This window comes from Rheinheimera sp. UJ51, assembly GCF_020819615.1.
In the GTDB taxonomy this organism is placed as follows: Bacteria; Pseudomonadota; Gammaproteobacteria; order Enterobacterales; family Alteromonadaceae; genus Alishewanella; species Alishewanella maricola.
Genome location: NZ_JAJHOG010000011.1, coordinates 35,254 through 56,691 on the forward strand (window position 1 = coordinate 35,254; position 21,438 = coordinate 56,691).

The window sequence follows — 21,438 nt, forward strand, 5'->3', positions numbered from 1 at the left end:
GGCCCTGATCTGATTGTGGTGTGAGTTGGCAAGGGGCCTGATGTGGTTGCTGTATTGCGTATAGTGTTATTAGTGCTGTTTTTTATTGGCAGCACCTTGGCGGGATTACTGGTTTGTTTATTCCGCCCTTTTCATCCTAACAATGTGGCATTGTTTAGCAAATGGTACGGCAAGGTATCGTGGATCCTCGGCATTGACGTAGAGATCCGTTACGATCCGGCGATTGTACCAGGCGAGCCATACGTGTTTATTGCTAATCACCAAAATAACCTCGATTTATTTACTATCAGTGGTTCAGTGCTACCGCGCACCGTAACCATTGGTAAGAAAAGCCTGAAATTTATTCCATTCTTTGGCCAATTATATTGGCTTAGCGGTAACTTCTTAATTGACCGTGATAACAAAGCTAAAGCGCTCAACACCATGTTGTTTGCCGCAGAGCGTATCGCCAATCAAAAAATCTCGGTATGGATGTTTCCCGAAGGCACCCGCAGTTATGGTCGGGGGCTGCTGCCGTTTAAGATGGGCGCTTTTCACATAGCTTTAGAAGCGAATGTACCTTTAGTGCCGGTATGTATGAGCTCTACGCATAACCAGTTTAAATTAAACCGCTGGCGCAACGGTAAAGTGATTATCCAAATGAATGCGCCGGTGGTGCTGACTAAAGATGATAATTTACGCCAGTTTGCCCGAAATGTTCGCCAGCAAATGGCAGATCAAATTAGCGCGCTTGATGCCGAGCTGGCTAACGACTACACTGCGCAACAGAAAAAATAACTGAGTAATCTTTATGGAAAACTGGCAAGAATTTACCGCAGAAACCATCAGTGCCTTATTAGAAGATGGTAGCGATCCGGATGCACTGTATACCGTGGAACATCATTTTTATGATAAAGACTTTAATAAACTTGAAAAACTGGCGGTTGAGCTATTTAAGCTAGGTTATGAAGTGACCGATGCCGAAGAAGTTGAGTTTGAAGATGGCGCCAATGCTTGGGTCTTCGATGCCATCTGTGAGCAAGCTTTAGATGAAGCCGCGATCACGGCAGATGCCATTAAATTGGAAGCCTTAGCGAAAAAACATCAGGTTGAATATGACGGCTGGGGCACCTACTTTGAAGGTGACGATGACGAAGCGTTCGATGAAGAGTTTGACGAAGACGACGAAGCTTAATTTAGCTTGGGCTTGCCAGCTTCGCTGTTGTGCACAGCGAAGCGGTTAGCAAACCGTGTTTATTTACTATTTTGTTTGTAACGTTCTTCTGCTTCTACAATTTTATTTTTACCATCGGTAATTAACTGCTGCCCTTTTTTGATGGCCGACTCACCTTCTTCTTGAGCGCTTTTACCGCGTTTGATCAGCTCGTTACCTTCTTCAATCTCTTCTTCCGCTTCTTCCCAAGCCTCAGCCAATTTTTCTAGTCTACTAACCATGTCACTGGCGGCTTTGCTAGTGTTAAGGTTGTTTGCACTGAGCGCGAGCGTTTTGAATGCTTGGCGGTTTACTTGTAAATCTGTGTTGCCATTGGCGAATAACTTCTCGCCCTTACGGCTATAGTCTTTGCCCTTTGCAACTAACTTTTTGCCTTCTTTAAGCAAGTCTTCACCTTCACGCGTGTCTTTTTTGCCTTGTTCCCACATTTTTGAGATAGCAATTTGCGATTCACCTTCGGCTAAAATCCGTTCGCCAAAAGTGGGCGCCTTCGTGGCACAACCAGTCAGACTCACTAAACCCGTCAGTAAAATCATTGTTGCGATAGTCTTCATAACATCAACCTCTTAAATTTTTTATTCATACTGTCATACCGTTTTACAAGCTATCTTTAGTTTTATTGCACTGCCAATGGGGGCGCCATTATCTGGCTAAGCTGTATCCGTACGCTAGGTTTGGTGTGCAGTGTTCAGAAACCTTTGCCTCACTAAAATATGCTGTTATGCCTTACTGTTATTATGAGCTATTCTCAAGAATAATGCTGCGTTGGGCGTTAAATAATATTTTTGTGAGTAACCGATGAGCGAAGAAGGGCTGACCCTACGCTACAAACATTCGCTATTGTCAGGCTGTGCATTAAGAGCGCTTGAGTGGCTCATTTATTTTAAGTTGGCTTGATGCTGTCTTTAATGATCTGCACGTCGTCAGCGTGCAGTAAAGCTTGCTCAGCGCGAGTGAACGCACGCTGGCTATGATAAACGGCCGCCTCACGGTTTGCCGCTGAGCCCAGTAATGACAATGATTGTAAGCCCTTTTGTAGGCGAATTGACACCTCGAGGGTGCCGGCACCATCGCGCGCGATAGCGGTAAAGGCATCATCATACAGATCGCGCATCGTCAGCTCTGGCACGGCGACACGCGGAAAAATAATCTTAGCTTGTTGCTGCTCAGCGTCGGTGAGTGGCTTATTCCACAAGGCGATTAATCGCACTAAGGCACCAATGATATTGATGGCTGTACCGGGGTCATTAATTCCCGGTGACAGAGCTCGCCCAGCAATCTCCGATAACACGACTAAACCAAAGCGAGGATCATCGACAAATAGGCGCTCACGGCCAATTTGAAACGCCTTGGCAATGCAGTGGTCTTGTTCTTGGGCCTTTGCAGATAATTGATGCACATAAGCAAGTACGCGATTCGGTGCGGCAAAGGTACCCGGTAGTGCGGCTACTTCAACATGGACATTCATTTTGTCTGCCCACTCTTGAATGGCAGACATATCAATATGTTGCACATAGCCAATCTCGTTCGCAAAAACGGGGTGGCCTTGGCTGGCGTCAACTGAAGTGGGGATACCACACAATGTTGGGAAGATGCGGCGGCGCTCTAAAGCCGCGGCGGCGGCCAATTCCACTTTTTCGATAGTAGAGCCCAGCCGCCCCAGTCGGGCAATCCGATCAACCCAGCGGACAAAGACAGTGATCACCAAACCAAATACGAATACGGTCAGAGCAAACAAAATAAATAAGCCTGCTTTGTCAAAAAAGCTATTTTTTAGCGCCGCGATGGCCACCACACTAAAAATAAAAGCGCCAACAAAAGTTGATAATGCATTTTGTGAAACATCGTCGGCGACCATTAAACGAAATGCACGAGGCGTAGCCGAGTTACTGGCGGAGTTGTAGGCGGATAGCATCGAGGTGACCGAAAACGTTGCAATCACTAACATACTAGAGGCCATAATCGACAATAAGCTCTCCACCGAGTCGATGCTGATATGGGGCACCCATTTAATCAATGCTGTGCCATCGGCCAGTTTGGCGATAAAAACCGCCGCAATCGACAATAAACACACCGCTAAAGGTCGCACCCATAGCCGCTCGTGTAACTGATTAAGTAAAAAGCGTAAACGGTCAATCGATACTAAAGCGGCCATGTTTTTTCCTCTTTTCGGCTAAAGGGGGCTAGCGTGCAGCTAAACCTCGACTATTGCGGCTTTAGTTTGTCGGTGCAGCAATTAAGATTAAATCTTGCTGTGGCGCTGTTAAGAATTGTGCGCCTGCATCGGTAATCACCACCATTTCTTCTACAGAAATCGTTTTTGTTTGCTGTTGGGCGCTCCCTGGATAATACCAACTGTAAAAGCCGTCATAGGAAAAGGTCATGCCAGCGTCGAGTTGCCGCTCGGAAGCAATGCGCACGCCCAGATTCGGGCCAGTATCATGTGCGACATAGCCTACCGGATGGCCCGTGCTCCACATGACGGGCAGTGAGCCTGCTTTGGCCATCACTTCGAGTTGCGCTTGATGCACGCTGTTTCCTGTAACCCCCGGCTTCATTGCCGCAAATGCTGCTCTACCGCCTGCTAAGGCGCTATCCCAAGCATGTTGAATGGCTGCTGGCGCTTTATTTTCGCCGGGTTTGAGCACATAAGCAAAGCGCTGAATATCCGTCACCCAATGATCGAACACACGAATACCAAAATCGATTTGAATAACATCGCCTGGTTGGATCACGCGAGGAGTGGCATGAGAGTGACCACGGTCTGGGCCTGAGTTAACCGCAGGGTTTTGATCTGATGCCCAAGCATCTTGCACACCGGCCTCTGCCATTTTTTGTTTTAAATAATTCGCAATATCTAGATCTGTGGTAACCCCGGGGATAACTTGCTGATAAGCTTCATATTGCCAGTCTGATGTCAGGCGAGCTGCTTGTGCCATTATGGCCACTTCCGCCGGTAATTTACGAGCAAGCCAGTAATAAATGAGAGGCTCTGCGGCAACGAGAGTTAACTCACTGCCTTGCAGTGCTGCTGTAAGCGCTAAATATTGTGAGTGGCTTAAACCATCAGCTTGTGGGTTTTGACTAAAACTATTTACCGCCAATTCTCCACGAATGTTTTGTATTTTTAACCACGCTGCTGCTGCGGCAATGGCATCTTGTTGTTTTGCTACTTCAATCACTTCATTAAAGCGTTGTAGCTCTTTTAAGGCGGTCGCTTCACTGCTGGGTGAAAAAATACGCGACATCACCCCTGTTGGAGTGCGACTGAACAGCACCACCGCAGTACCGCCAGCGTTTTCACAGCCAACGTGTTTGGCGAGTGGATCGTTGTCATTTTCACGGCAAACAATGAACCAATGTGTTACGCCTGTGTGATCCATGGCTTTGGGCAATAAGGTTGCGATACGTTGTTGCAGAATATCAGGCCAAGGAGAGGGCCCGCTAAACGCTGGCTGCGTTAGGGATTGAGCCGCCTGTGGTGTTACGACGGGCGGTTCGGCAGGGCTATGAAAAGCAATAAACGCCAAGTTAAGCACGATTAGCGGCACTAGTGCGCGGGTTGATTTCATTCGAGGTTATCCTTTTTGGTCTAAACGCTTAACAGCGCACAACCACTGTTTTGCCGATAAAGTCATGTAACGCGCGACGTTTGTGATTAAAGAGCATGGTGACGAACTCTGAAATACTCCACACTACAGCGAAAACAGCAAAACTCATAATTGCGACGGTTAAGGTTGAGCTAATCGTGCCACTGGTTACGATTGATAGCGCAACCGTAAGCAGCAAGCTGATATAGATAATGTTGAGCACCAAGTTTACTGATTCGCGACGCAGCGCTTGCTTTAACGAGATGGCCGACTCAGAGGCATGATCCAGCACTTTTACTTTGGTGATCATTTTGCCCAGCGTTTGACCAAAATAGCCATGCATCACTAGGGTATAAATTGATAACTGCAGACCGTTAAAGGCATGCAGTAACGTATTTTGGTTACTGTATTCAATCCCAAATAACAGGCTCTCGATATAGAGGATTAACGTAAACAGCAAACCATCGATAATCGCTGCACCAAAGCGCGGCCAAAAAGTGGCATATTTAGACACCGCTTTACTTGGCAAAGGTTCGATTGGTACTGAGGCTAACGATGCCATGGCTTTATGCTGATGTTGCTCGAGTAAATGTAAAACGGTGGCATAGCGATCGGGAAATTGCTCTTGGTCGATATATTTTTTGACCTCGAGCAATTCGTCATAAGAATAGCGGCTAAAATCGGGATTGAATTCCATTTGCGATAAATCCTGTTTACGTTTTGACTCGTTTTGCTGCCTTCAGCTTATTTAGCCAAGTTACCTGCTTCAAGGATCGGTAAGCCGGCTTCAGTAGGAATATAAATTCTTTCGCCTTTGCCATCCTGTAAGCCTTTGATCCAGATATACCGCAAATATTCTGTATTGCCTTTTAGCGACTCACCAATAATACGGTTGGACTCTGCAGCGGCTTTGGCTCGTTCAATATCGGCTAGGCCCTCGGCTTTGGCTCTCACCACCGCCGCTTTACCTTCGGCTTCTGCCAGCGTTACTCGGGCATTGGCTTGCATTAAGGCGGCCGTTTCTCGCGCTCGAGCTTCTTCAATTAAGATTTGTTTTGACCATTCGGCTTCTTTTAACGCAGCACGACCTTGCATCTCCATGCGATATAAGTTGTATTTAGGCCAGGCCCAAAACGACATAACAACAACGGCCACGCTAATCAACAAAAGCATAATCAATGAACCTACTGCGAGTGCTTGCCTGTTTTGATACATTAATAAATCCTTATTTTCAGAGCGGTTTTTGGGATGCGCTTTAGCTGAGCCGAAAAATAGCGTTGGTTTTGCTAATAATTATGTAGCATAAGTTAGTTTAATCTTTTACAAAGCACAACACCTGATTACCTTGGCATAGTGACCACACATCGATGTTAAAGCGCTAATGTCACAGATGATTTTTGATGCTGATCTTGCTGGATTACTATAGATTTTGCTCTGAGCGCACGGCTAACTCAACATGACCATGTCATAACCGCAACAAGACGCAGTTAAACCGCTTATGACATCGATGATATTAGGCGATGGCTTGGCTGCATGACTTTCGATTTTGGTTTGAGCGCACGGCTAACTCAGCATGACCATGATATCGCGGCAACAAGACGCAGTTAAACTGCTTTTGACATCGATGATGTTACGCGATGGCTTGGCAGGATGATTCCTGATATTTATCTGACCAAACAGCAAATTCATTGCCGCTAGGCTCAGTGAAATGAAAGCGGTGGCCACCAGGAAAGCTAAAAATAGGTTTAACTATACTGCCACCGGCTGCGCTAATCTTTTTTAGGGTTTGCTCAAGCTGTTCACTATAAAAGATGAGCAAGGCCGCGCCATGCTGTGTGTTCGAACAGAGGTCGGCTTGAAAAAAGCCCCCATCTAATCCCTGATCGCTAAAAGCAGTGTACTGGGGCCCATAATCGACAAAGCTCCAATTAAAAACCTGCTGAAAAAACAGCTTTGTCGCCGCTAAATCAACGGCGGGCAATTCAACATAGTGTAACTTTTCATGCTGCATTATTAACTCCGGTCTCTGAGTGTGGTCCGATCTGTCTCTGAGTAAGGTCAGACCTGTCGCAAAGTCTGGTTAAAGCCGTGTCTGAGTATGGTCTGGCCAAAGAATTTAACCTTGGGCTAGGTTTTGTTAACGCTGGATTGAAATGCGTTTGATTTCAGCAATCGCGATCCGCTCATCAGTTTTTTTAGTTTTTAAATACAGCCAGTAATCATCAAATTTAGTCACCACGCCAGACACCGCATACTCGTTCCACTGGGTACAATTTAAAAATACCTTCACTGTCTTGCCGGGTAATTCATTAAACATCGTTGCTCCTACACATGTTTAGTTTGCACTTAGCTAGCGCATATAAAGCTCGGCTAACTGGCTAATTAAGATATCCGCAGTCTGTCAGTGTGGCTTAATCCTTCGCTGTTCGTGGCCAGACCAGTGTCTAAGTGTGGTACAACCAGTCTCTGAGTGCGGTCTGACCAGTGTCTGAGTGCGGTCGGATGAGTTAGGTTAAACGCTAGGGTTATTTGGCGTCTTGAGCCAGCCATTCGTTAAATAGCGCGAAGCCCTGTTCGGTGACGGGGATGGCGATATTGGTCAGTAGAACCAAGCCTTTTTCGGTTTTTAGGTCAAAAATCACTAAGCTGAAGAAACCGGCTGTTTGGCCGTTATGCCAAAGCCACTGTTGCTCGGTCAGCATCCAGCCTGGCGTCATGGCAGGTTGCTCGGCGGTGGGCAGTGCGGTTAGCCATTGTTGCAGTGCCTTATCTTTGGCGTGGTGTTGAAAAATATGGCGCAGCATAGTGGCCATATCTTCAATGGAAGCGACTACCGCGCCAGCGCCGGCTAAGCTGTCGAATTGCCAATTGGGCACGGTGTCGGCACTGATCGCATAGCCGCTAGCAAGGTCTTTATAGCTTTGCTTGCCGGTTTGCACCCCCGCCGTTTTCATGCCTAATGGCTGCAATACTTGCTGTAGCATCACGCTGGCATAAGGCATCTTTGCTTGCTGCCCTGCTAAGTAGCCCAGTAAGCCATAACCGAAATTGGAATAGCCAAAGGCTTTTTCAGCAAACTCGGTTTTTGCGAGCGCGGCTTTCAGAGCCGCTTCATCATAACTGGCATAAGGGTTGCTCAAATCATCCAGCGGCAAATTAGCGGGTAACCGGGGCAAACCACTGCGATGGGTCAGTAATTCTGCCAGGCTATAGCGATGTGTGGCGAGCTCGGGTAGGGGGCTTTGCTGAGCCAGCGGGGTGTCTAGCTGCCACTTGCCTTGTTGCAGTTGTTTGATAATAGCCAATGCTGTCAACGGTTTGGTAATAGAGCCGATCTCAAACATTGTGTTTTGACTCACCGCTTGCTGCTTTGCCACATTGGCTTGCCCATGCAGCTGATAGCGCACGGCTTGGCCATCCACCCAAGCGATGGCCACGCCGTGCTGACCAAACTCAGCACTCAGCCATTCACTCATCTTACTTAGCGTCGGTGTTAGCGGCTGAGTTACCGGCTTTTTTTTTAGGATAAGCGGTATAGCTTGGCCTTGTACAAAGCTGCCTTGCCACGCGCCATCTTGCCAAGTGCCCTGATAGCTGGCATTAATCATGGATGACCCAAAGCGCAATTGCTGCTCACTAATACTGAATTGATCAACTGGAATACCATAACTTTGCTGTTTAGGGCTGTCGAGGGTGACATGATAACCGTTGGTAATTACCGCGATATTTAACACTAAAGGCAAACTGGCGTTGGCATTGATTTGCAACTCACCGAACAGCTGTTGTTCATGCGCCAACCGTGCTTCGTCGCTTTTCGTCAAACGGCTTAAGGTCAGTGGCATTGGCCGACCTTGAGTAAAGGTCCCGCTGAGGGTTTCACCGTCAAATGTGCCAGTGAAAGCCGCTTTTAAGGCATCGACGGTAAAGTCTAAGGTATTGCCCTGCAAGCGCATACTACTCACCGGGATCGTGTTTGGGCTTTGATTAGGGCTTTTTAGTAATAATTGATAGCTATCGCCACTTGCTTGTAACTCAAACGCTAAGGTGATGCCGCTGTTTGGAGCGGTTGGCAACACACCGCGCCAATGTCCGCTAAGATCGGCTGCTTGCGTGCTAATACTGAGCAGTAAACTGCCAATAAACATTAATGAAGGTTTCATCTGTTGTCTTCCTTGTACAAAGAGTCAACAGTATAGGCAATGGGAGAGGATTTTGTAAAAGCCCCGAGCTGCCTTTGTGTTCAGCAGATCGGGGAGCCTTTATTGCTGGTTTAGCCGCCGCCTAATTTATCCAGTAAGCGGTTACGCAGTTTATCTTGTATGGAACCCATCTTGGCATTTAACAGCTCTTCTAACTTGCCTTCCAGCGCTTTAGTATCGCCTTCTTGCTGTTGCAATAAACTGAGCCATTCTTGTTGCCCGGCTAATTGTTGTTGTAAGCGGCTATCTAAATCACTGCGCAGTTTCGTTTGCAGAGCCGCGACTTTTTGCTTAGCTTCACCCAGCAAGGCATCACCTAACATCCGATCTAATGACGAGCGAATAGTCACGTCAGGTTTAGAAATTAAGCCTTCGGCTAACACATCCAGTGGGATCTGACCTTGCTGGTTTAACAGCGACACCAGCTGATCTAAATAGCGGTTGCCGGTTTTATCAAAGTTAGCGTTTTTCAATAGCACTTTGGCTTGTTGTTTCAGTTGGTCATCGACCAGTTTCAGCGAGCCGGTGGCACTAAATAACCCGGCCAAGATGGTCATAGCGGTTTTATCGTTACCTAGCGTCAGATTCTCTAAGGCCATATCATCAAGCTGCCAGCTAAGGTTGGTGATCATCTGCTCCAGAATCGCAAAGTCGCCATTGAGCTTCAGGCTGTTCAGTTTTGGCAAACCCGATACATCGAGTTTAAAGCGAGTAGCCACATTATTAATGAGTTGATGCTGAGTGGTAATGTCTTGCATATTAATGGTGGTTTCGGTGCCGGCCAGTAATAAATGCAGCTTAGCTTGTTTTACCCAAAAATCCGGATAGGGCTGATTCAGATCCAAAGGTTTGGCTGGCGTTGCATCGCCTTCTTGTTGTAAATAAGGTTTGGCCAGTTGATACAAAGCTTCCAGTTTTTGCATCTCACGGGCCCACACATCACCCAGCAAGATTTGGAAGATCGGTGCTAAACCGCCATCTTGAATATTCGCCAGTTGTTTTAGTTGCTGCCAATCTTGCTCAGCCGCACTGCGCACCGCTTTTACTGCATCGCTCAGCTGGTCACGGCTTTGGCCAAAACTTTGCTGTAGGGTGCGCAGTTTTTCGCGCTCGGCCTTTAATTGTTGCTGAAGGCTAGTCAGTTGTTGGGTTTTCGCCGCTAAATCTGCGGCATCACTGATCTTGCTGTCGGTTAGCGCTTTAATTTTGGTTTGAAACTCTTCTAACTGTTGCTGGGTAGGCAGTTGCTGCCGTAACTCGGTAAACTTTTGGCGTTGGCCGCTGATTAACTCTTTGAGTTGCTGCCCTTGTTGCAACGTTTGTAAATTGGCGCGCGCTAAAATCGACTCAGCAGTAGGCACTTCCACTTGCAACAACGACGCTAAATCCAGCGCATTGTCGTTCGGTGGCGGAACTCGATACACTTTGCCGGGTTGCTGACGCGCACTGCCATAGGCTAACTCGTTCACTTCTAACTCTTCTACCACGTAAAAACCTTTTAAGGCAGGCCAGGGATCAATGCGGGCAAAGGCTTGGCGAAAGCTGATACTGTTATAAGCCGGTTTAGCGGGATCGGTGAGTTGTACACCATTGATTTGTAATGATACCGGCATGAGGCGAAGAGACACGCTGTCGACATTAGCTTCAGCGCCGGTGGCTTCTTCAAGTTGGTCAATCAGTACGCTTTTAATAATGGTGTTAGCCAGTAACCAGCCAATCACCAGAAGGGTGATCAGACTGACTGGAATAAGCCAAAGTAGTTTTTTCATCAGGAAATCCTTATCTGCAACAAAGAGGCGAGTTCACCCCTACAGTGTAAGGTAAAACGCTGTTTGCTTCATCTTTTTGCAAAATAACCGGGTTTAGCCTTGCGACAGGTAACAGCTGGTTGCGATAAAGCAGGCTGTTCCAAAGCGCCTCAGCGTTTATGCTAAAGCATGAGTCAGTATTTGTAGGATCGATCTGTTATGCGCATATTATGTCTGTCGTTAAGTATGGTGTTGTTAGGCTGTCAACCGGTGGTAAAAGAGCAGCCGGTGACCTTAAGTTCGCCGGCGTGGACCGATGCCCGTGCCGCTCAGCAAGGTTTGGCCGCGGGCACCTTTACCAGTGAACAATTAGTGCAACATTATCTGGAACAAATTGCGGCGCACAATCTGCAAGGCCATGAGCTGCGCGCTATCGTCGATGTGAATGCTGAGGCTCTGGCGCAAGCAAAATTATTGGATGAAGAGCGGGCGCAAGGCAAAACGCGCTCACCGTTGCACGGCTTGCCGGTAGTGTTAAAAGCCAATATTGCTACCGCCGACCAATTACCGACTACTGCTGGCGCTTTAGCATTAAAAGATCACCTCACAGCCAAAGATGCCGAGCTGGTGAAGCAACTGCGAGCAGCCGGTGCGGTGATCCTTGCCAAAAGTAACTTATCAGAATGGGCGAACTTTCGTGGTGAAGACTCGTCCAGCGGTTGGTCAGCGTTAGGCGGGCAAACCCGTAATCCACATGTATTAACCCATACCCCTTGTGGTTCGAGCTCAGGCTCAGGTGTGGCGGTGGCCGCTGATCTGAGCTTGCTGGCCGTGGGCACCGAAACTGACGGTTCTATTATGTGCCCTTCTTCTATCAACGGCATTGTGGGTATTAAACCGACCCGTGGCGCGGTATCGGGTGAAGGCATTATTCCGATCGCCGCTGCGCAGGATATTGCCGGGCCGATGGCGCGCAAAGTTTATGATGCGGCGTTATTACTTGAAGCGATGCTGACTTCTGAAGGGCGGGCGAAATTGCCTGCCTCTTTAACTGCGGCGGCGTTGCAACCAGCGACGGGTGGTAAGGTGTTGTTAGTGCGCGCTTATGACAGTCGTAACCCGACGTTACTGGCTATTTTAGATAAAACGGCGGCAGTGCTAACGGCGGCGGGTATTGAAGTGGTCACTACCGATCAGTGGCAATTACCGGGGGAATTATATCAAGCAGAGTTAGCGGTTCTGGTGTATGAATTTCGCCGTGATTTACAACAGTGGTTGACCGATTACGCCGCGCCTGAGGCCGTTAATACGGTACAAAAAATTGTCGATTTCAATAACGCGCAGGGTGAAGCCGCCTTGGCATTTTATGGTCAAGAATACCTTGAGCAAGCCGCTGCCACCGACTTAACCGCCCAAGCCGAAGCCTATCAGCAGGCGTTAACTCGTAGCCGTGCACTGGCAGAAGCCGCATTAAATACGTATTTAAATGACGGCTACAGCGCGATAATTATGCCTTCTTATGGCCCAGCTTGGCCGATTGATCATGTGAATGGCGACAGTTTTAATTTTGGCACTTCTACCGCTGCCGCGGTTGCAGGCTATCCATCGATTACCTTACCGGGGGGTTATGATGGTGTGTTACCACTGGGCTTAAGCGTGGTCGGTTTACCCTGGTCTGAGCCCGAGCTATTGCGCGTAGCGGCATTGTTAGAGCAACAGTTATCAGCTTATCGGCGTCCGGGTTTTGTAGCAAGTTTACCCAGCAGTGCTGAGCCTGCAGCAAAATCAGAGTAACCTTTAGCGTTTAACTTACCGTGCAATTAAGGCGGCGAAGTTTGCAGCTTGCTAAGTAGTGGCTTAGGCTATACGCAGTCTTGCTGTTTCACCCAAGCCATTCTTCACGGTAAGGAGCTCCAACGATGTCAACTTCTGCTTTGCAGCGCATACAGATTCCGATCACCGGCCTGACTTGTGCCGGTTGTGTGCGCCGCGCCACTGCGGCTATTACCAGCGTTGCTGGGGTCAGTGAAGTGAGCGTTAATTTAGCCACGGCTAGTGCGGAGTTTAACCTCAGCGATAACACGCTATTACCGACAGTGACCAGCGCTTTGCAACAAGCCGGTTATCCTACCCGGCAGGAACAAATCGAACTGCAGATTGCTAACATGCACTGCGCTTCTTGTGTCAGTAAAATTGAAAAAAGTGTGTTAGCGCTGCCCGGTGTGCTTAAGGCCACGGTCAATCTCGCCGCCAACACGCTACAGCTGACGCGTATTGCTGGGCTGGCGGGCGATCGCGCATTACTTAAGGCGATTGCTGCTGCGGGTTATCAAGGCAAGGTGCAAAGTGCAGAAAACACCGATCTCGCGCAAGAGCAGCAACAAGCACAACAACGCTTAAGCCGACAATTCTGGTTGGCGCTGCTGCTAAGTTTACCGGTGTTCGTGTTAGAAATGGGCAGCCACCTGTTGCCCGGGTTAGCCCAGTGGCTGCAACACCTTTTACCCGCCCCTTATAACGGCCTGCTGCAATTTTTGTTAACCAGCGTGGTGCTAATAGGCGCGGGGCGGCACTTCTTTACTACGGGGATCCCCAATTTATGGCGACTGTCGCCAGATATGAACTCGTTAGTCGCGCTCGGTACCTTAGCGGCGTGGAGCTATTCTAGTGTCGTGTTATTCCTGCCCGCACTGCTGCCTGTTGGCAGTCAGCATCTGTACTTTGAATCTGCGGTGGTCATCGTAACGTTAATTTTGCTGGGTCGCTGGTTAGAAGGGCGTGCACGTGGGCAGACTGGGGCAGCTATCCAGCGTTTACTTGGACTACAAGTCAAAACCGTACGGATAAAAAGGGATGATGACTTACAGGATCTACCTATTAATGAATTGCAAACCGAGATGCAATTTCTGGTGCGGCCGGGAGAGCGGATTGCGGCTGATGCCGAGGTAGTATCAGGGGAATCTTGGGTTGACGAAGCCATGTTAAGTGGTGAACCTATGCCTGTTGCCAAAGCAGCTGGTGCCAAGGTGACTGCCGGTACCGTTAATGGTGAACAAGGCAGTTTACTCTGCCGCGCTACCGCCGTAGGTGAGCAAACGGTATTGGCGCAAATTGTGCGCTTAGTACAACAGGCGCAAAGCAGTCGGTTACCTATTCAAGCTTTGGTGGATAAGGTAACGGCCGTGTTTGTGCCCGTGGTCTTAGCCATTGCTTTATTAACAGCGCTGCTCTGGCTCTGGTTGGGTAGCGAGCAGGTCGTCAGTTTTGCCTTGGTAAATGCGGTGGCGGTGCTGATTATTGCCTGCCCCTGTGCCATGGGGTTGGCCACGCCAGTCTCCATTATGGTGGGTACCGGGCGCGCGGCGGAGCTTGGCATTTTATTTCGGCAAGGTGATGCGCTGCAGCAATTACAACAAATTAAGCTGGTGGCCTTTGATAAAACCGGCACCTTAACCGCCGGTAAAATGCAATTAACAGACGTATACTGCGCCGATGGCGTTACTAAAGAACACGTGTTGGCTTTGGTAGCAGGCGTGGAGCAACATGCGGAACATCCGCTGGCACAGGCCTTATTAGCGGCCGCTAAGCACGCGAAAGTACAGCCGCTTGCCGCAACCGAGTTTAAGGCGTTAACGGGGTTTGGCGTCAGTGCGCAAATCGAGGCACAGCCGGTATTACTTGGCAGTGCCGCCTTGTTGGATAAACAACAGATCAGCGTTAGCCGCTTTGAGCAGCAAGCCACTGCTTGTCGTGCTGCCGGCAAAACGGTGATTTATCTGGCCTATAATGGCCAATTATTCGCGTTACTGGCCATCGCCGATCAATTGCGCGCAGACAGTAAAGATGCCGTTCGGCAACTACAACAAGCAGGGTTGCGGGTGGTGATGGTCAGTGGTGATAATCAGCACACCGCCAATGCGGTGGCCGCAGAGCTAGGTATTACCGATGTGCGAGCGCAAGTGCTACCGGCCGATAAACAAGCGGTAGTGCAAGCGTTGCAACGTGAGTTCGGTAAGGTCGCGTTTGTGGGCGATGGCATTAACGATGCCCCCGCGCTAGCCGCAGCCGATGTCGGCATTGCCATCGGTAGCGGCACCGATATTGCGATTGACGCTGCCGATGTGGTGTTACAACGCAGTGAAGTTAAGGCGGTGTATCGGGCGTTAGGTTTAAGCCGCGCAGTCATGCGCAATATTAAACAAAACTTATTTTGGGCCTTTGCGTATAACATCGTACTGATCCCGGTTGCAGCGGGTGTATTGTACCCCGTCGCCGGTATCTTATTGGCGCCCGGTTTAGCCGCAGCCGCCATGGCGATGTCTAGCGTATTTGTGCTTAGCAACGCCCTGCGCTTGCGGCGATTTCGCTAGTTTTTGACAGTGGATGGTAGAGAGAGTATCTTTAACAGGCGTTTTTACGCCAAATAATTTCAACAGGAAGTATCATGTTAAGCACCTTGGTTCAACGCCAAAAACTCTGGACTGTGCCGCTGCTGGTCAGCTTGGCCTTTTCTTGGTGCTTAATGCTGTGTCAAAATGTGGCGCAAGCGGCCAGTGCTACGACAGAGGCACACTCACTGCCTCCTTGCCATAGTCAGCCAACTCATTTTTCCGCTGAACAGCTAGATGAGACGGCACCCGCACCCGCAGTGCATAATGTTGAGCATTGTAGCGGTTGTGATCAGCAAGCCGCATCAGCAGAGCCGTTGCAGCTAGCGCTAAGTGCAATCTTTATTTCTTGGCAAACACTGCCAAAACAGCTTTATCCAAGCTTGTCTATTCCAGTAAGTCAGCTAGCCACACCGCCACCCAAACCGCGGTTACCCCTCTTCTTATCGGTTAATCAATTACGGATCTAAACCCAGGCTGCATTGCTTTTGTACCGCTTTGCTAAGCGGATCCAGCTATGTTCAGTAAGGGTATAAAGATGTTGCTATTTTCTTCTAAAACGCGTGGTAGTTTATCGGTTACTTGGTTGCTGTGGGGGATACTTTGTTATGTAGGGGCCTTGCCGGTACTGGCGCTTCAACAAAGCGATCCGCATGCCGGGCATGCGCACAGTCAAATGCAGTCGGCGGTTGCCGATCCTTTAGCGGCTTTACAGCCAGACAGTCAGGTATACACCTGCTCGATGCATCCGCAAATTCGTTTAACTGATGCTAATGCGCGTTGCCCAATTTGTGGTATGGCGTTGATCCCGGTACCGCAAGAAGATAAGGCAAAAGATGAAACTGCTACTGCGGCAGTGCTGCGTTTAAGCCCTCGTGCCGCCGCCTTACTGCAAACACAAGTGCAACCGGTGCGCCGTGCCACAGCGCAAGTCGAATTGCAGCTGCCGGGTACCTTGGCCGCCGATGAAAGTCGCATTCAAACGATTAGTGCCTGGAGTAGTGGCCGTATTGAACAAGCCTATGTGAATCGCACTGCGCAAACGGTGCGTGCTGGCGAGCCGATGCTGGAAATTTTCAGCCCTGATCTTATCGTCATCCAGCAAGAATTGTTGCAAGCCAAGCAGCTGAGTGCTAACCGCGGCAGCTTGCCGGCCGGTACAACACTAGATAGCGCACGCCGTCGTTTACGTTTGTTAGGGGTACCTGCCACGCAAATTGAACAGATCCTTAATCGTGAACAGTTACAAGATACCGTTACCATCAGCGCACCAGTCAGTGGCATTATTACCGAAAAATGGGTGAATCAAGGTGCCTACGTCAGTACTGGCCAACCGTTATTTACTGTAATGGCTTTAGATCAGTTATGGCTTGAGTTAGAGGTGTTTGAACAACAACTGGCTTTGTTGCAGCCAGGTTTAGCCTTAAGGGTCAGTTTGCCTGCGTTTGCTGGTGAAACCTTTAGCGCCAGTATTGAGCTGATTGAACCCTTGTTAAATACCAGCAGCCGCACCGCCCGAGTGCGCGCACTGCTGCCTAATCCCGGTGGCCGGTTACAACCGGGGATGTTAGCGCAGGCCAGCGTAACCATACCCCTTGCAGAAACCTTATTAATACCCGCCAGTGCCGTGCTTTTTACAGGTAAGCAATCCTTGGTGTATGTGCAAACTGCTGCCGAGCAACCGCATTTTACTCCGCGACAAATAACTTTAGGCCAGCGCGTTGGTGAGCAATATCAGGTATTAGCGGGGCTTAATGAAGGCGAGTTAGTGGTAACCCAAGGCGCTTTTCGTTTAGACAGTGAGCTGCAAATTCGCGGTTTAGCCAGCATGCTAAACCCCACCGCCACCGGGGGTGCCCCGATGTTACACCAACACGGTTCGAGCAGCACTTCAAGCACCAGTGCAAGTAATAGTGTCAGCCATGCCGATCATAGCATGATGGAGCGCCCTGATAGCGCCGCAGCGGTAACACTGGTAAAACCCAGCTCAGCTTTTGTATTAAGTGATGAGCAACAAGCCCCGTTATTGGCCGCTTATCAAAAGCTGTATCAAGGTTTAATTAGCGATGATCTGAACGCATGGCGCCAAGGCACGCTGGCAATGCAACAAGCGGTCGCGGGCATTGCATGGCCGGATCGTTTTCCGGGGCTATTAATGGCGCTTAAGACCGGTGAGGGCGAACTTGAGCAAGTCACGGATCTAGAGAGCGCTCGCGCTTTGTTTTATCGGCATAATATCGGTTTATTACGTTTTGCCGAGCTAGGGGTATTCGCCCAAGGCTGGTATGAGGCCTATTGCCCAATGGCGCGCGATGGTGAGGGTGCCAGCTGGTTGCAGCCGACTGAGCAGTTACAAAACCCGTACTTTGGCCCGATGATGCTGAAGTGTGGTGATGTACTGCGCCAGTTTACTGAGGGGGCATAAGGATGTCTGAGGTAAATAATGGCTTTGGCCGTGTGCTGGCCGTGCTGATGCGGCAAAAATTAGTGGTGATGCTGCTGGCATCGCTGTTGTTAGTGGCGGGTATTGGTGTGGCGCCATTTGCCTGGCAACACGGTATACCACTTAAACCCATTACGGTGGATGCCATCCCTAATTTGGGCGAAAACCAGCAAATTGTGTTTGCCGACTGGCCCGGCCGCTCACCACAAGATGTTGAAGATCAGCTTACTTACCCGCTTAGTGCTGCCTTAATGGGCGTACCAGGGGTAAAGGATGTGCGCTCACTGTCGATGTTCGGCTTTAGCAGTATTGCGCTGATTTTTGACGAAGATATCGAGTTTTACTGGGCACGTTCGCGTATTTTAGAAAAGCTGGCTAGCCTACCTGAAGATACGTTACCCAGTGGTGTGCAGCCCGCCTTAGGCCCTGATGCCACTGGGCTAGGGCAGGTATTTTGGTACACCTTAGAAGGACAAGACCCGCAAGGCAACACCACCGGTGGTTGGACCTTGGCTGAGCTACGCTCAGTGCAGGATTGGTATTTACGCAGCGGCTTGTTAACCGCTGAAGGTATCAGCGAAGTCGCGGCCATTGGTGGTTATCAGCGCGAATATCAAATAGAAGTCGATGCCAATTTACTGCGTTTGTATCAAGTCAGTTTAGAGCAAGTCACGGCGGCGGTGATGGCATCGAATCTGGACGTAAGTGCGGGTAGTCGCGAAATTAATGGTGTTGAGTACCTGATCCGCGGTCAGGGCTTTATTAAAAATCTCGCCGATCTTGAACAAGCGGTGGTGCGATTAGGGCCGAATAATACGCCCATTCGGGTGCAAGATGTGGCCAGCGTGAATGTTGGCCCTGCCGCCCGGCGCGGCGCATTAGATGTGGCCGGTGCCGAAGCGGTAGGCGCCGTCGTGACGGTGCGTGAAGGCTATAACCCACGGCAAGCGATTACTAACTTACGCCAGCGCATGCAAGAGTTAGCGCCAGGCATGCCGGCCAAAGCGGTGATTGACTGGGCAAAGATTAGTCAGGTTGAAGTTGAACGCTTTGCCAGCGGCCAAGCACTGCCAGATTATCAACAGCAGCCTAACGCCTGGCGCGACTGGCTACGCGCGCAACCGCAAGCCGATTGGCCCACTTGGCTAACGCTAAGTCAGGTGAGCATAGTGCCGTTTTATGATCGTTCGTTATTAATTGATGAAACCGTCGGCACCTTAGAAAGCGCCCTCAGTTTACAATTATTATTAACCACCATTGTGGTGCTGGCGCTGCTGTGGCAAGTGCGAGCCGCCTTAGCGATCAGTTTATTACTGCCGGCCACGGTACTCTGTACCTTTTTGCTGATGCGGCTGTTTCAGGTAGAAGCCAATATCGTGGCGTTGGCCGGTATCGCCATCGCTATCGGCACTATTGTGGATTTAGGCATCATTTTTACGGAGAACGTGCTTAGGCAACGGCAAGATCAACCTGTTTTGTCTTTGCAACACGCCATCATGCAAGCAGGTCAAGAAGTGGGCCCCGCTATCCTTACTGCTATTAGCACCACCATCATCAGCTTTTTACCCGTGTTTGCCATGACGGGAGCTGAAGGCAAATTGTTTGGTCCTTTAGCCTACACCAAAACCTTTGTGTTAATTTGTGCCGTGTTACTTGCCGTTACCTTATTACCGGTGCTGCTGTATTTGTTGTTCGCGCCCAATACAAAAGGTTTACATACTACCTTGCATGGTTTAGCAAAGCGCTTACCGGCGCCCCTTATGGCATGGACGGCTTTTTTGCCCAGCGCTTTACTACCGCGGTTAAAGCATGTGCTGGTGATCATCCTGCTCATTACCTCCTTGGTGTTACTGTCGCAATTGTGGTTACCGTTAGGCCCTGCCGCCGGTTTTTGGCATAACTTGCTGTTGGTCAGTACGCTGTTGCTGCTGATTTTAGGCGGCTTTTGGTTGTTTCAGCGCGCCTACTTGCCGTTATTAGCGCTGTGTTTACGTTTTAAAGCACTGTTTATCGTTATACCACTGTTGGTGGTGTTAACGGGGTTAAGTGTCTGGCTGGGGGCGGATCGCGTGATCCCGGGTGTACAAGCCGACAGCGCGTTAGCCAAGCGTTTTCCGGGCTTGGGGCGTGAGTTTATGCCGGCACTGGATGAAGGGGCTTTTTTGTTTATGCCCTCGTTAATGCCGCACACCTCAATTAGTGAAGCCTTAGCCGTGCTGCAACAGCAAGACAAAGCCATTGCGGCCATTCCTGAAGTTAAATCGGTAGTGGGCAAAATAGGTCGAGCGGATACCGCTTTAGATCCCGCCCCACTGGGTATGATTGAAACACAGATCCAGTATCACAGTGAATATCGCACTGATGGCCAAGGGCGGCGGCAATTTTTCCGCTTTGACCAGAGCAGCCAACAATTTGCCCGTGATGCTAATGGCGAGTTGATTGTTGATCCGCGCGGGCGACCTTATCGGCAATGGCGTGAGCATATAACGACACCAGAGGATATTTGGCAAGAAATTGTGCAAGCGGCGCAGTTGCCTGGCGTCACTTCTGCGCCAAAACTGCAGCCGATTGAAACGCGCTTACTGATGTTACAAACCGGCATGCGGGCGGCAATGGGCATTAAATTGCAAGCGCCTGCTCTGGCTACGTTAGAGCAAATGGCGTTGCAATTTGAGGCCATACTGCGCCAAGCGCCGGGTATCGCGCCGTTAACGGTGAATGCCGAGCGGGTAGTAGGCCAGCCTTATTTAAGTATTGTGCCTGATCGGCAAGCGATTGCCAGACATGGCTTGTCGATGCAACAGGTGCAGCAAAGTATCAGCACGGCGCTGGGTGGCATGGAAGCGGGGCGCACGGTAGAAGGGCGCGAACGTTACCCGATCCGCGTGCGTTATCAACGCGAGCAACGTGATACCGTTGAAGCGATTAACGAGGTGCTGATTAGCACGCCAGCGGGCTATCAGGTGCCACTCAGTCAACTGGCCGAACTGCGTTATGAGCGCGGCCCACAAATGATCCGCTCTGAGAACAGCTTTCTCACGGCCTATATCACCTTTGGCGCCCACCCTGGTTTAGCTGAAGTAGACGCCGTAGCCAAGGTAGAAGCGCACTTGTTGCAATTGCTAAACGAGGGCGAATTAACGTTGCCGGCCGGTGTTAGCTACCAGTTTGCTGGCAGTTATCAGCAGCAACAAAGCGCGGCAGCCACGTTAATGTGGCTGGTGCCGTTAGCTTTAATTTTGATCTTTATGTTGCTGTATCTGCAGTTCCAGCAAGTTAGTACGGCCTTGATGATTTTTAGCAGCATTGCCATTGCTTGGGCCGGCGGCTTTATTGCCTTAGATGCCTTTGCCCAGCCCGATTTTCTCAACTTTAGCTGGTTTGGTGCCAATTTACGTGAGCTGTTTAACCTGCAAGCGTATAACTTGAGTATCGCAGTGTGGGTCGGCTTTTTAGCGTTATTTGGTATCGCGGTCGATGACGGCATCGTAATGGCGACCTATTTAAAGCAGCAATTTGCCGAACATCAACCCCGCTCGCAAGCGGCGGTACGCGAGTTGGTATTAGCCGCGGCGGCCAAGCGCATTGGCCCTTGCTTAATGACATCCGCCACAACCATCTTAGCCTTATTACCGGTGCTCAGTGCCAGTGGCCGCGGCGCCGATCTGATGATCCCAATGGCCGTGCCCACCGTCGGCGGCATGTTTTTTGTGCTACTGAGTATCTTTTTAATTCCGGTACTGTATGCAGCACGCGAGGAGTGGCGCTTGGCCATGAAGTAGTGAGTGATAATTGGAAAAGGGCGCAGTTAGGGCCCTTTTATAGTAAACAAGAATCTATTTAATGACTTTAGATGC

Annotated in this window: 16 protein-coding genes; 7 read left to right on the forward strand and 9 right to left on the reverse strand. The window is 49.7% G+C overall.

The annotated features are described in order from the left end of the window. Positions 1-42 precede the first annotated feature (42 nt). On the forward strand, positions 43-777 hold the full coding sequence (locus LMJ53_RS13300; RefSeq protein WP_229587215.1) for a 1-acylglycerol-3-phosphate O-acyltransferase: 735 nt from the start codon (positions 43-45) through the stop codon (positions 775-777). Between the two features lie 13 nt (positions 778-790). Further along, complete coding sequence (gene rraB / locus LMJ53_RS13305) at positions 791-1,174, forward strand: ribonuclease E inhibitor RraB (RefSeq protein WP_229587217.1); 384 nt, start codon at positions 791-793, stop codon at positions 1,172-1,174. 59 nt (positions 1,175-1,233) lie between these two features. Here the strand turns inward: rraB and LMJ53_RS13310 are convergent, their stop codons facing one another. The 9 genes from LMJ53_RS13310 to LMJ53_RS13350 form a co-directional block, all read right to left on the reverse strand. Then, positions 1,234-1,767: a hypothetical protein gene (locus tag LMJ53_RS13310; RefSeq protein ID WP_229587219.1), complete on the reverse strand. Its 534-nt coding sequence runs from the start codon at positions 1,765-1,767 to the stop codon at positions 1,234-1,236. Between the two features lie 329 nt (positions 1,768-2,096). Next, on the reverse strand, positions 2,097-3,368 hold the full coding sequence (locus LMJ53_RS13315; protein WP_229587221.1) for a DUF2254 domain-containing protein: 1,272 nt from the start codon (positions 3,366-3,368) through the stop codon (positions 2,097-2,099). A gap of 61 nt (positions 3,369-3,429) precedes the next feature. Continuing rightward, positions 3,430-4,785 carry a M24 family metallopeptidase gene (locus LMJ53_RS13320; protein WP_229587245.1) on the reverse strand — a complete coding sequence of 452 codons (1,356 nt, stop codon included), beginning with the start codon at positions 4,783-4,785 and terminating at the stop codon, positions 3,430-3,432. Between the two features lie 28 nt (positions 4,786-4,813). After that, complete coding sequence (locus LMJ53_RS13325; RefSeq protein ID WP_229587246.1) at positions 4,814-5,500, reverse strand: RDD family protein; 687 nt, start codon at positions 5,498-5,500, stop codon at positions 4,814-4,816. Positions 5,501-5,547: 47 nt separating this feature from the next. Continuing rightward, a complete protein-coding gene (locus LMJ53_RS13330) occupies positions 5,548-6,018 on the reverse strand; it encodes a hypothetical protein (protein ID WP_229587248.1) in 471 nt (156 codons plus the stop codon). A 415-nt stretch (positions 6,019-6,433) separates the two neighbouring features. After that, positions 6,434-6,814, reverse strand: a complete 381-nt coding sequence (locus LMJ53_RS13335; RefSeq protein ID WP_229587250.1) for a VOC family protein — start codon at positions 6,812-6,814, stop codon at positions 6,434-6,436. A gap of 126 nt (positions 6,815-6,940) precedes the next feature. Continuing rightward, entirely contained in the window at positions 6,941-7,120 is a 180-nt protein-coding gene (locus tag LMJ53_RS13340) for a hypothetical protein (protein ID WP_229587258.1), read from the reverse strand. 208 nt (positions 7,121-7,328) lie between these two features. After that, entirely contained in the window at positions 7,329-8,963 is a 1,635-nt protein-coding gene (locus LMJ53_RS13345) for a serine hydrolase domain-containing protein (RefSeq protein ID WP_229587260.1), read from the reverse strand. Between the two features lie 110 nt (positions 8,964-9,073). Beyond that, positions 9,074-10,771: a TIGR03545 family protein gene (locus LMJ53_RS13350; RefSeq protein WP_229587262.1), complete on the reverse strand. Its 1,698-nt coding sequence runs from the start codon at positions 10,769-10,771 to the stop codon at positions 9,074-9,076. Positions 10,772-10,969: 198 nt separating this feature from the next. Between LMJ53_RS13350 and LMJ53_RS13355 the strand changes: the two genes are divergently transcribed. The 5 genes from LMJ53_RS13355 to LMJ53_RS13375 all read left to right on the forward strand — a co-directional run bounded on the left by LMJ53_RS13355 (position 10,970) and on the right by LMJ53_RS13375 (position 21,363). Continuing rightward, on the forward strand, positions 10,970-12,544 hold the full coding sequence (locus LMJ53_RS13355; protein WP_229587279.1) for an amidase: 1,575 nt from the start codon (positions 10,970-10,972) through the stop codon (positions 12,542-12,544). A 125-nt stretch (positions 12,545-12,669) separates the two neighbouring features. After that, entirely contained in the window at positions 12,670-15,120 is a 2,451-nt protein-coding gene (locus tag LMJ53_RS13360; protein ID WP_229587286.1) for a heavy metal translocating P-type ATPase, read from the forward strand. A gap of 74 nt (positions 15,121-15,194) precedes the next feature. After that, the gene (locus LMJ53_RS13365) at positions 15,195-15,608 is read left to right on the forward strand and encodes a hypothetical protein (RefSeq protein ID WP_229587288.1); all 414 of its coding nucleotides are present in this window, start codon (positions 15,195-15,197) and stop codon (positions 15,606-15,608) included. A 68-nt stretch (positions 15,609-15,676) separates the two neighbouring features. Beyond that, positions 15,677-17,563, forward strand: a complete 1,887-nt coding sequence (locus tag LMJ53_RS13370) for an efflux RND transporter periplasmic adaptor subunit (protein WP_229587290.1) — start codon at positions 15,677-15,679, stop codon at positions 17,561-17,563. Between the two features lie 2 nt (positions 17,564-17,565). Next, a complete protein-coding gene (locus LMJ53_RS13375) occupies positions 17,566-21,363 on the forward strand; it encodes an efflux RND transporter permease subunit (protein ID WP_229587292.1) in 3,798 nt (1,265 codons plus the stop codon). The last annotated feature ends 75 nt before the right edge of the window (positions 21,364-21,438 follow it).

Bases quoted from the DNA above. Each gene is read 5' to 3' on its own strand.
- rraB (WP_229587217.1), top strand. From the start codon at position 791: ATGGAAAACTGGCAAGAATTTACCGCAGAAACCATCAGTGCCTTATTA.
- LMJ53_RS13310 (WP_229587219.1), bottom strand. From the start codon at position 1,767: ATGAAGACTATCGCAACAATGATTTTACTGACGGGTTTAGTGAGTCTG.
- LMJ53_RS13315 (WP_229587221.1), bottom strand. From the start codon at position 3,368: ATGGCCGCTTTAGTATCGATTGACCGTTTACGCTTTTTACTTAATCAG.
- LMJ53_RS13320 (WP_229587245.1), bottom strand. From the start codon at position 4,785: ATGAAATCAACCCGCGCACTAGTGCCGCTAATCGTGCTTAACTTGGCG.
- LMJ53_RS13325 (WP_229587246.1), bottom strand. From the start codon at position 5,500: ATGGAATTCAATCCCGATTTTAGCCGCTATTCTTATGACGAATTGCTC.
- LMJ53_RS13330 (WP_229587248.1), bottom strand. From the start codon at position 6,018: ATGTATCAAAACAGGCAAGCACTCGCAGTAGGTTCATTGATTATGCTT.
- LMJ53_RS13335 (WP_229587250.1), bottom strand. From the start codon at position 6,814: ATGCAGCATGAAAAGTTACACTATGTTGAATTGCCCGCCGTTGATTTA.
- LMJ53_RS13340 (WP_229587258.1), bottom strand. From the start codon at position 7,120: ATGTTTAATGAATTACCCGGCAAGACAGTGAAGGTATTTTTAAATTGT.
- LMJ53_RS13345 (WP_229587260.1), bottom strand. From the start codon at position 8,963: ATGAAACCTTCATTAATGTTTATTGGCAGTTTACTGCTCAGTATTAGC.
- LMJ53_RS13350 (WP_229587262.1), bottom strand. From the start codon at position 10,771: ATGAAAAAACTACTTTGGCTTATTCCAGTCAGTCTGATCACCCTTCTG.
- LMJ53_RS13355 (WP_229587279.1), top strand. From the start codon at position 10,970: ATGCGCATATTATGTCTGTCGTTAAGTATGGTGTTGTTAGGCTGTCAA.
- LMJ53_RS13360 (WP_229587286.1), top strand. From the start codon at position 12,670: ATGTCAACTTCTGCTTTGCAGCGCATACAGATTCCGATCACCGGCCTG.
- LMJ53_RS13365 (WP_229587288.1), top strand. From the start codon at position 15,195: ATGTTAAGCACCTTGGTTCAACGCCAAAAACTCTGGACTGTGCCGCTG.
- LMJ53_RS13370 (WP_229587290.1), top strand. From the start codon at position 15,677: ATGTTGCTATTTTCTTCTAAAACGCGTGGTAGTTTATCGGTTACTTGG.
- LMJ53_RS13375 (WP_229587292.1), top strand. From the start codon at position 17,566: ATGTCTGAGGTAAATAATGGCTTTGGCCGTGTGCTGGCCGTGCTGATG.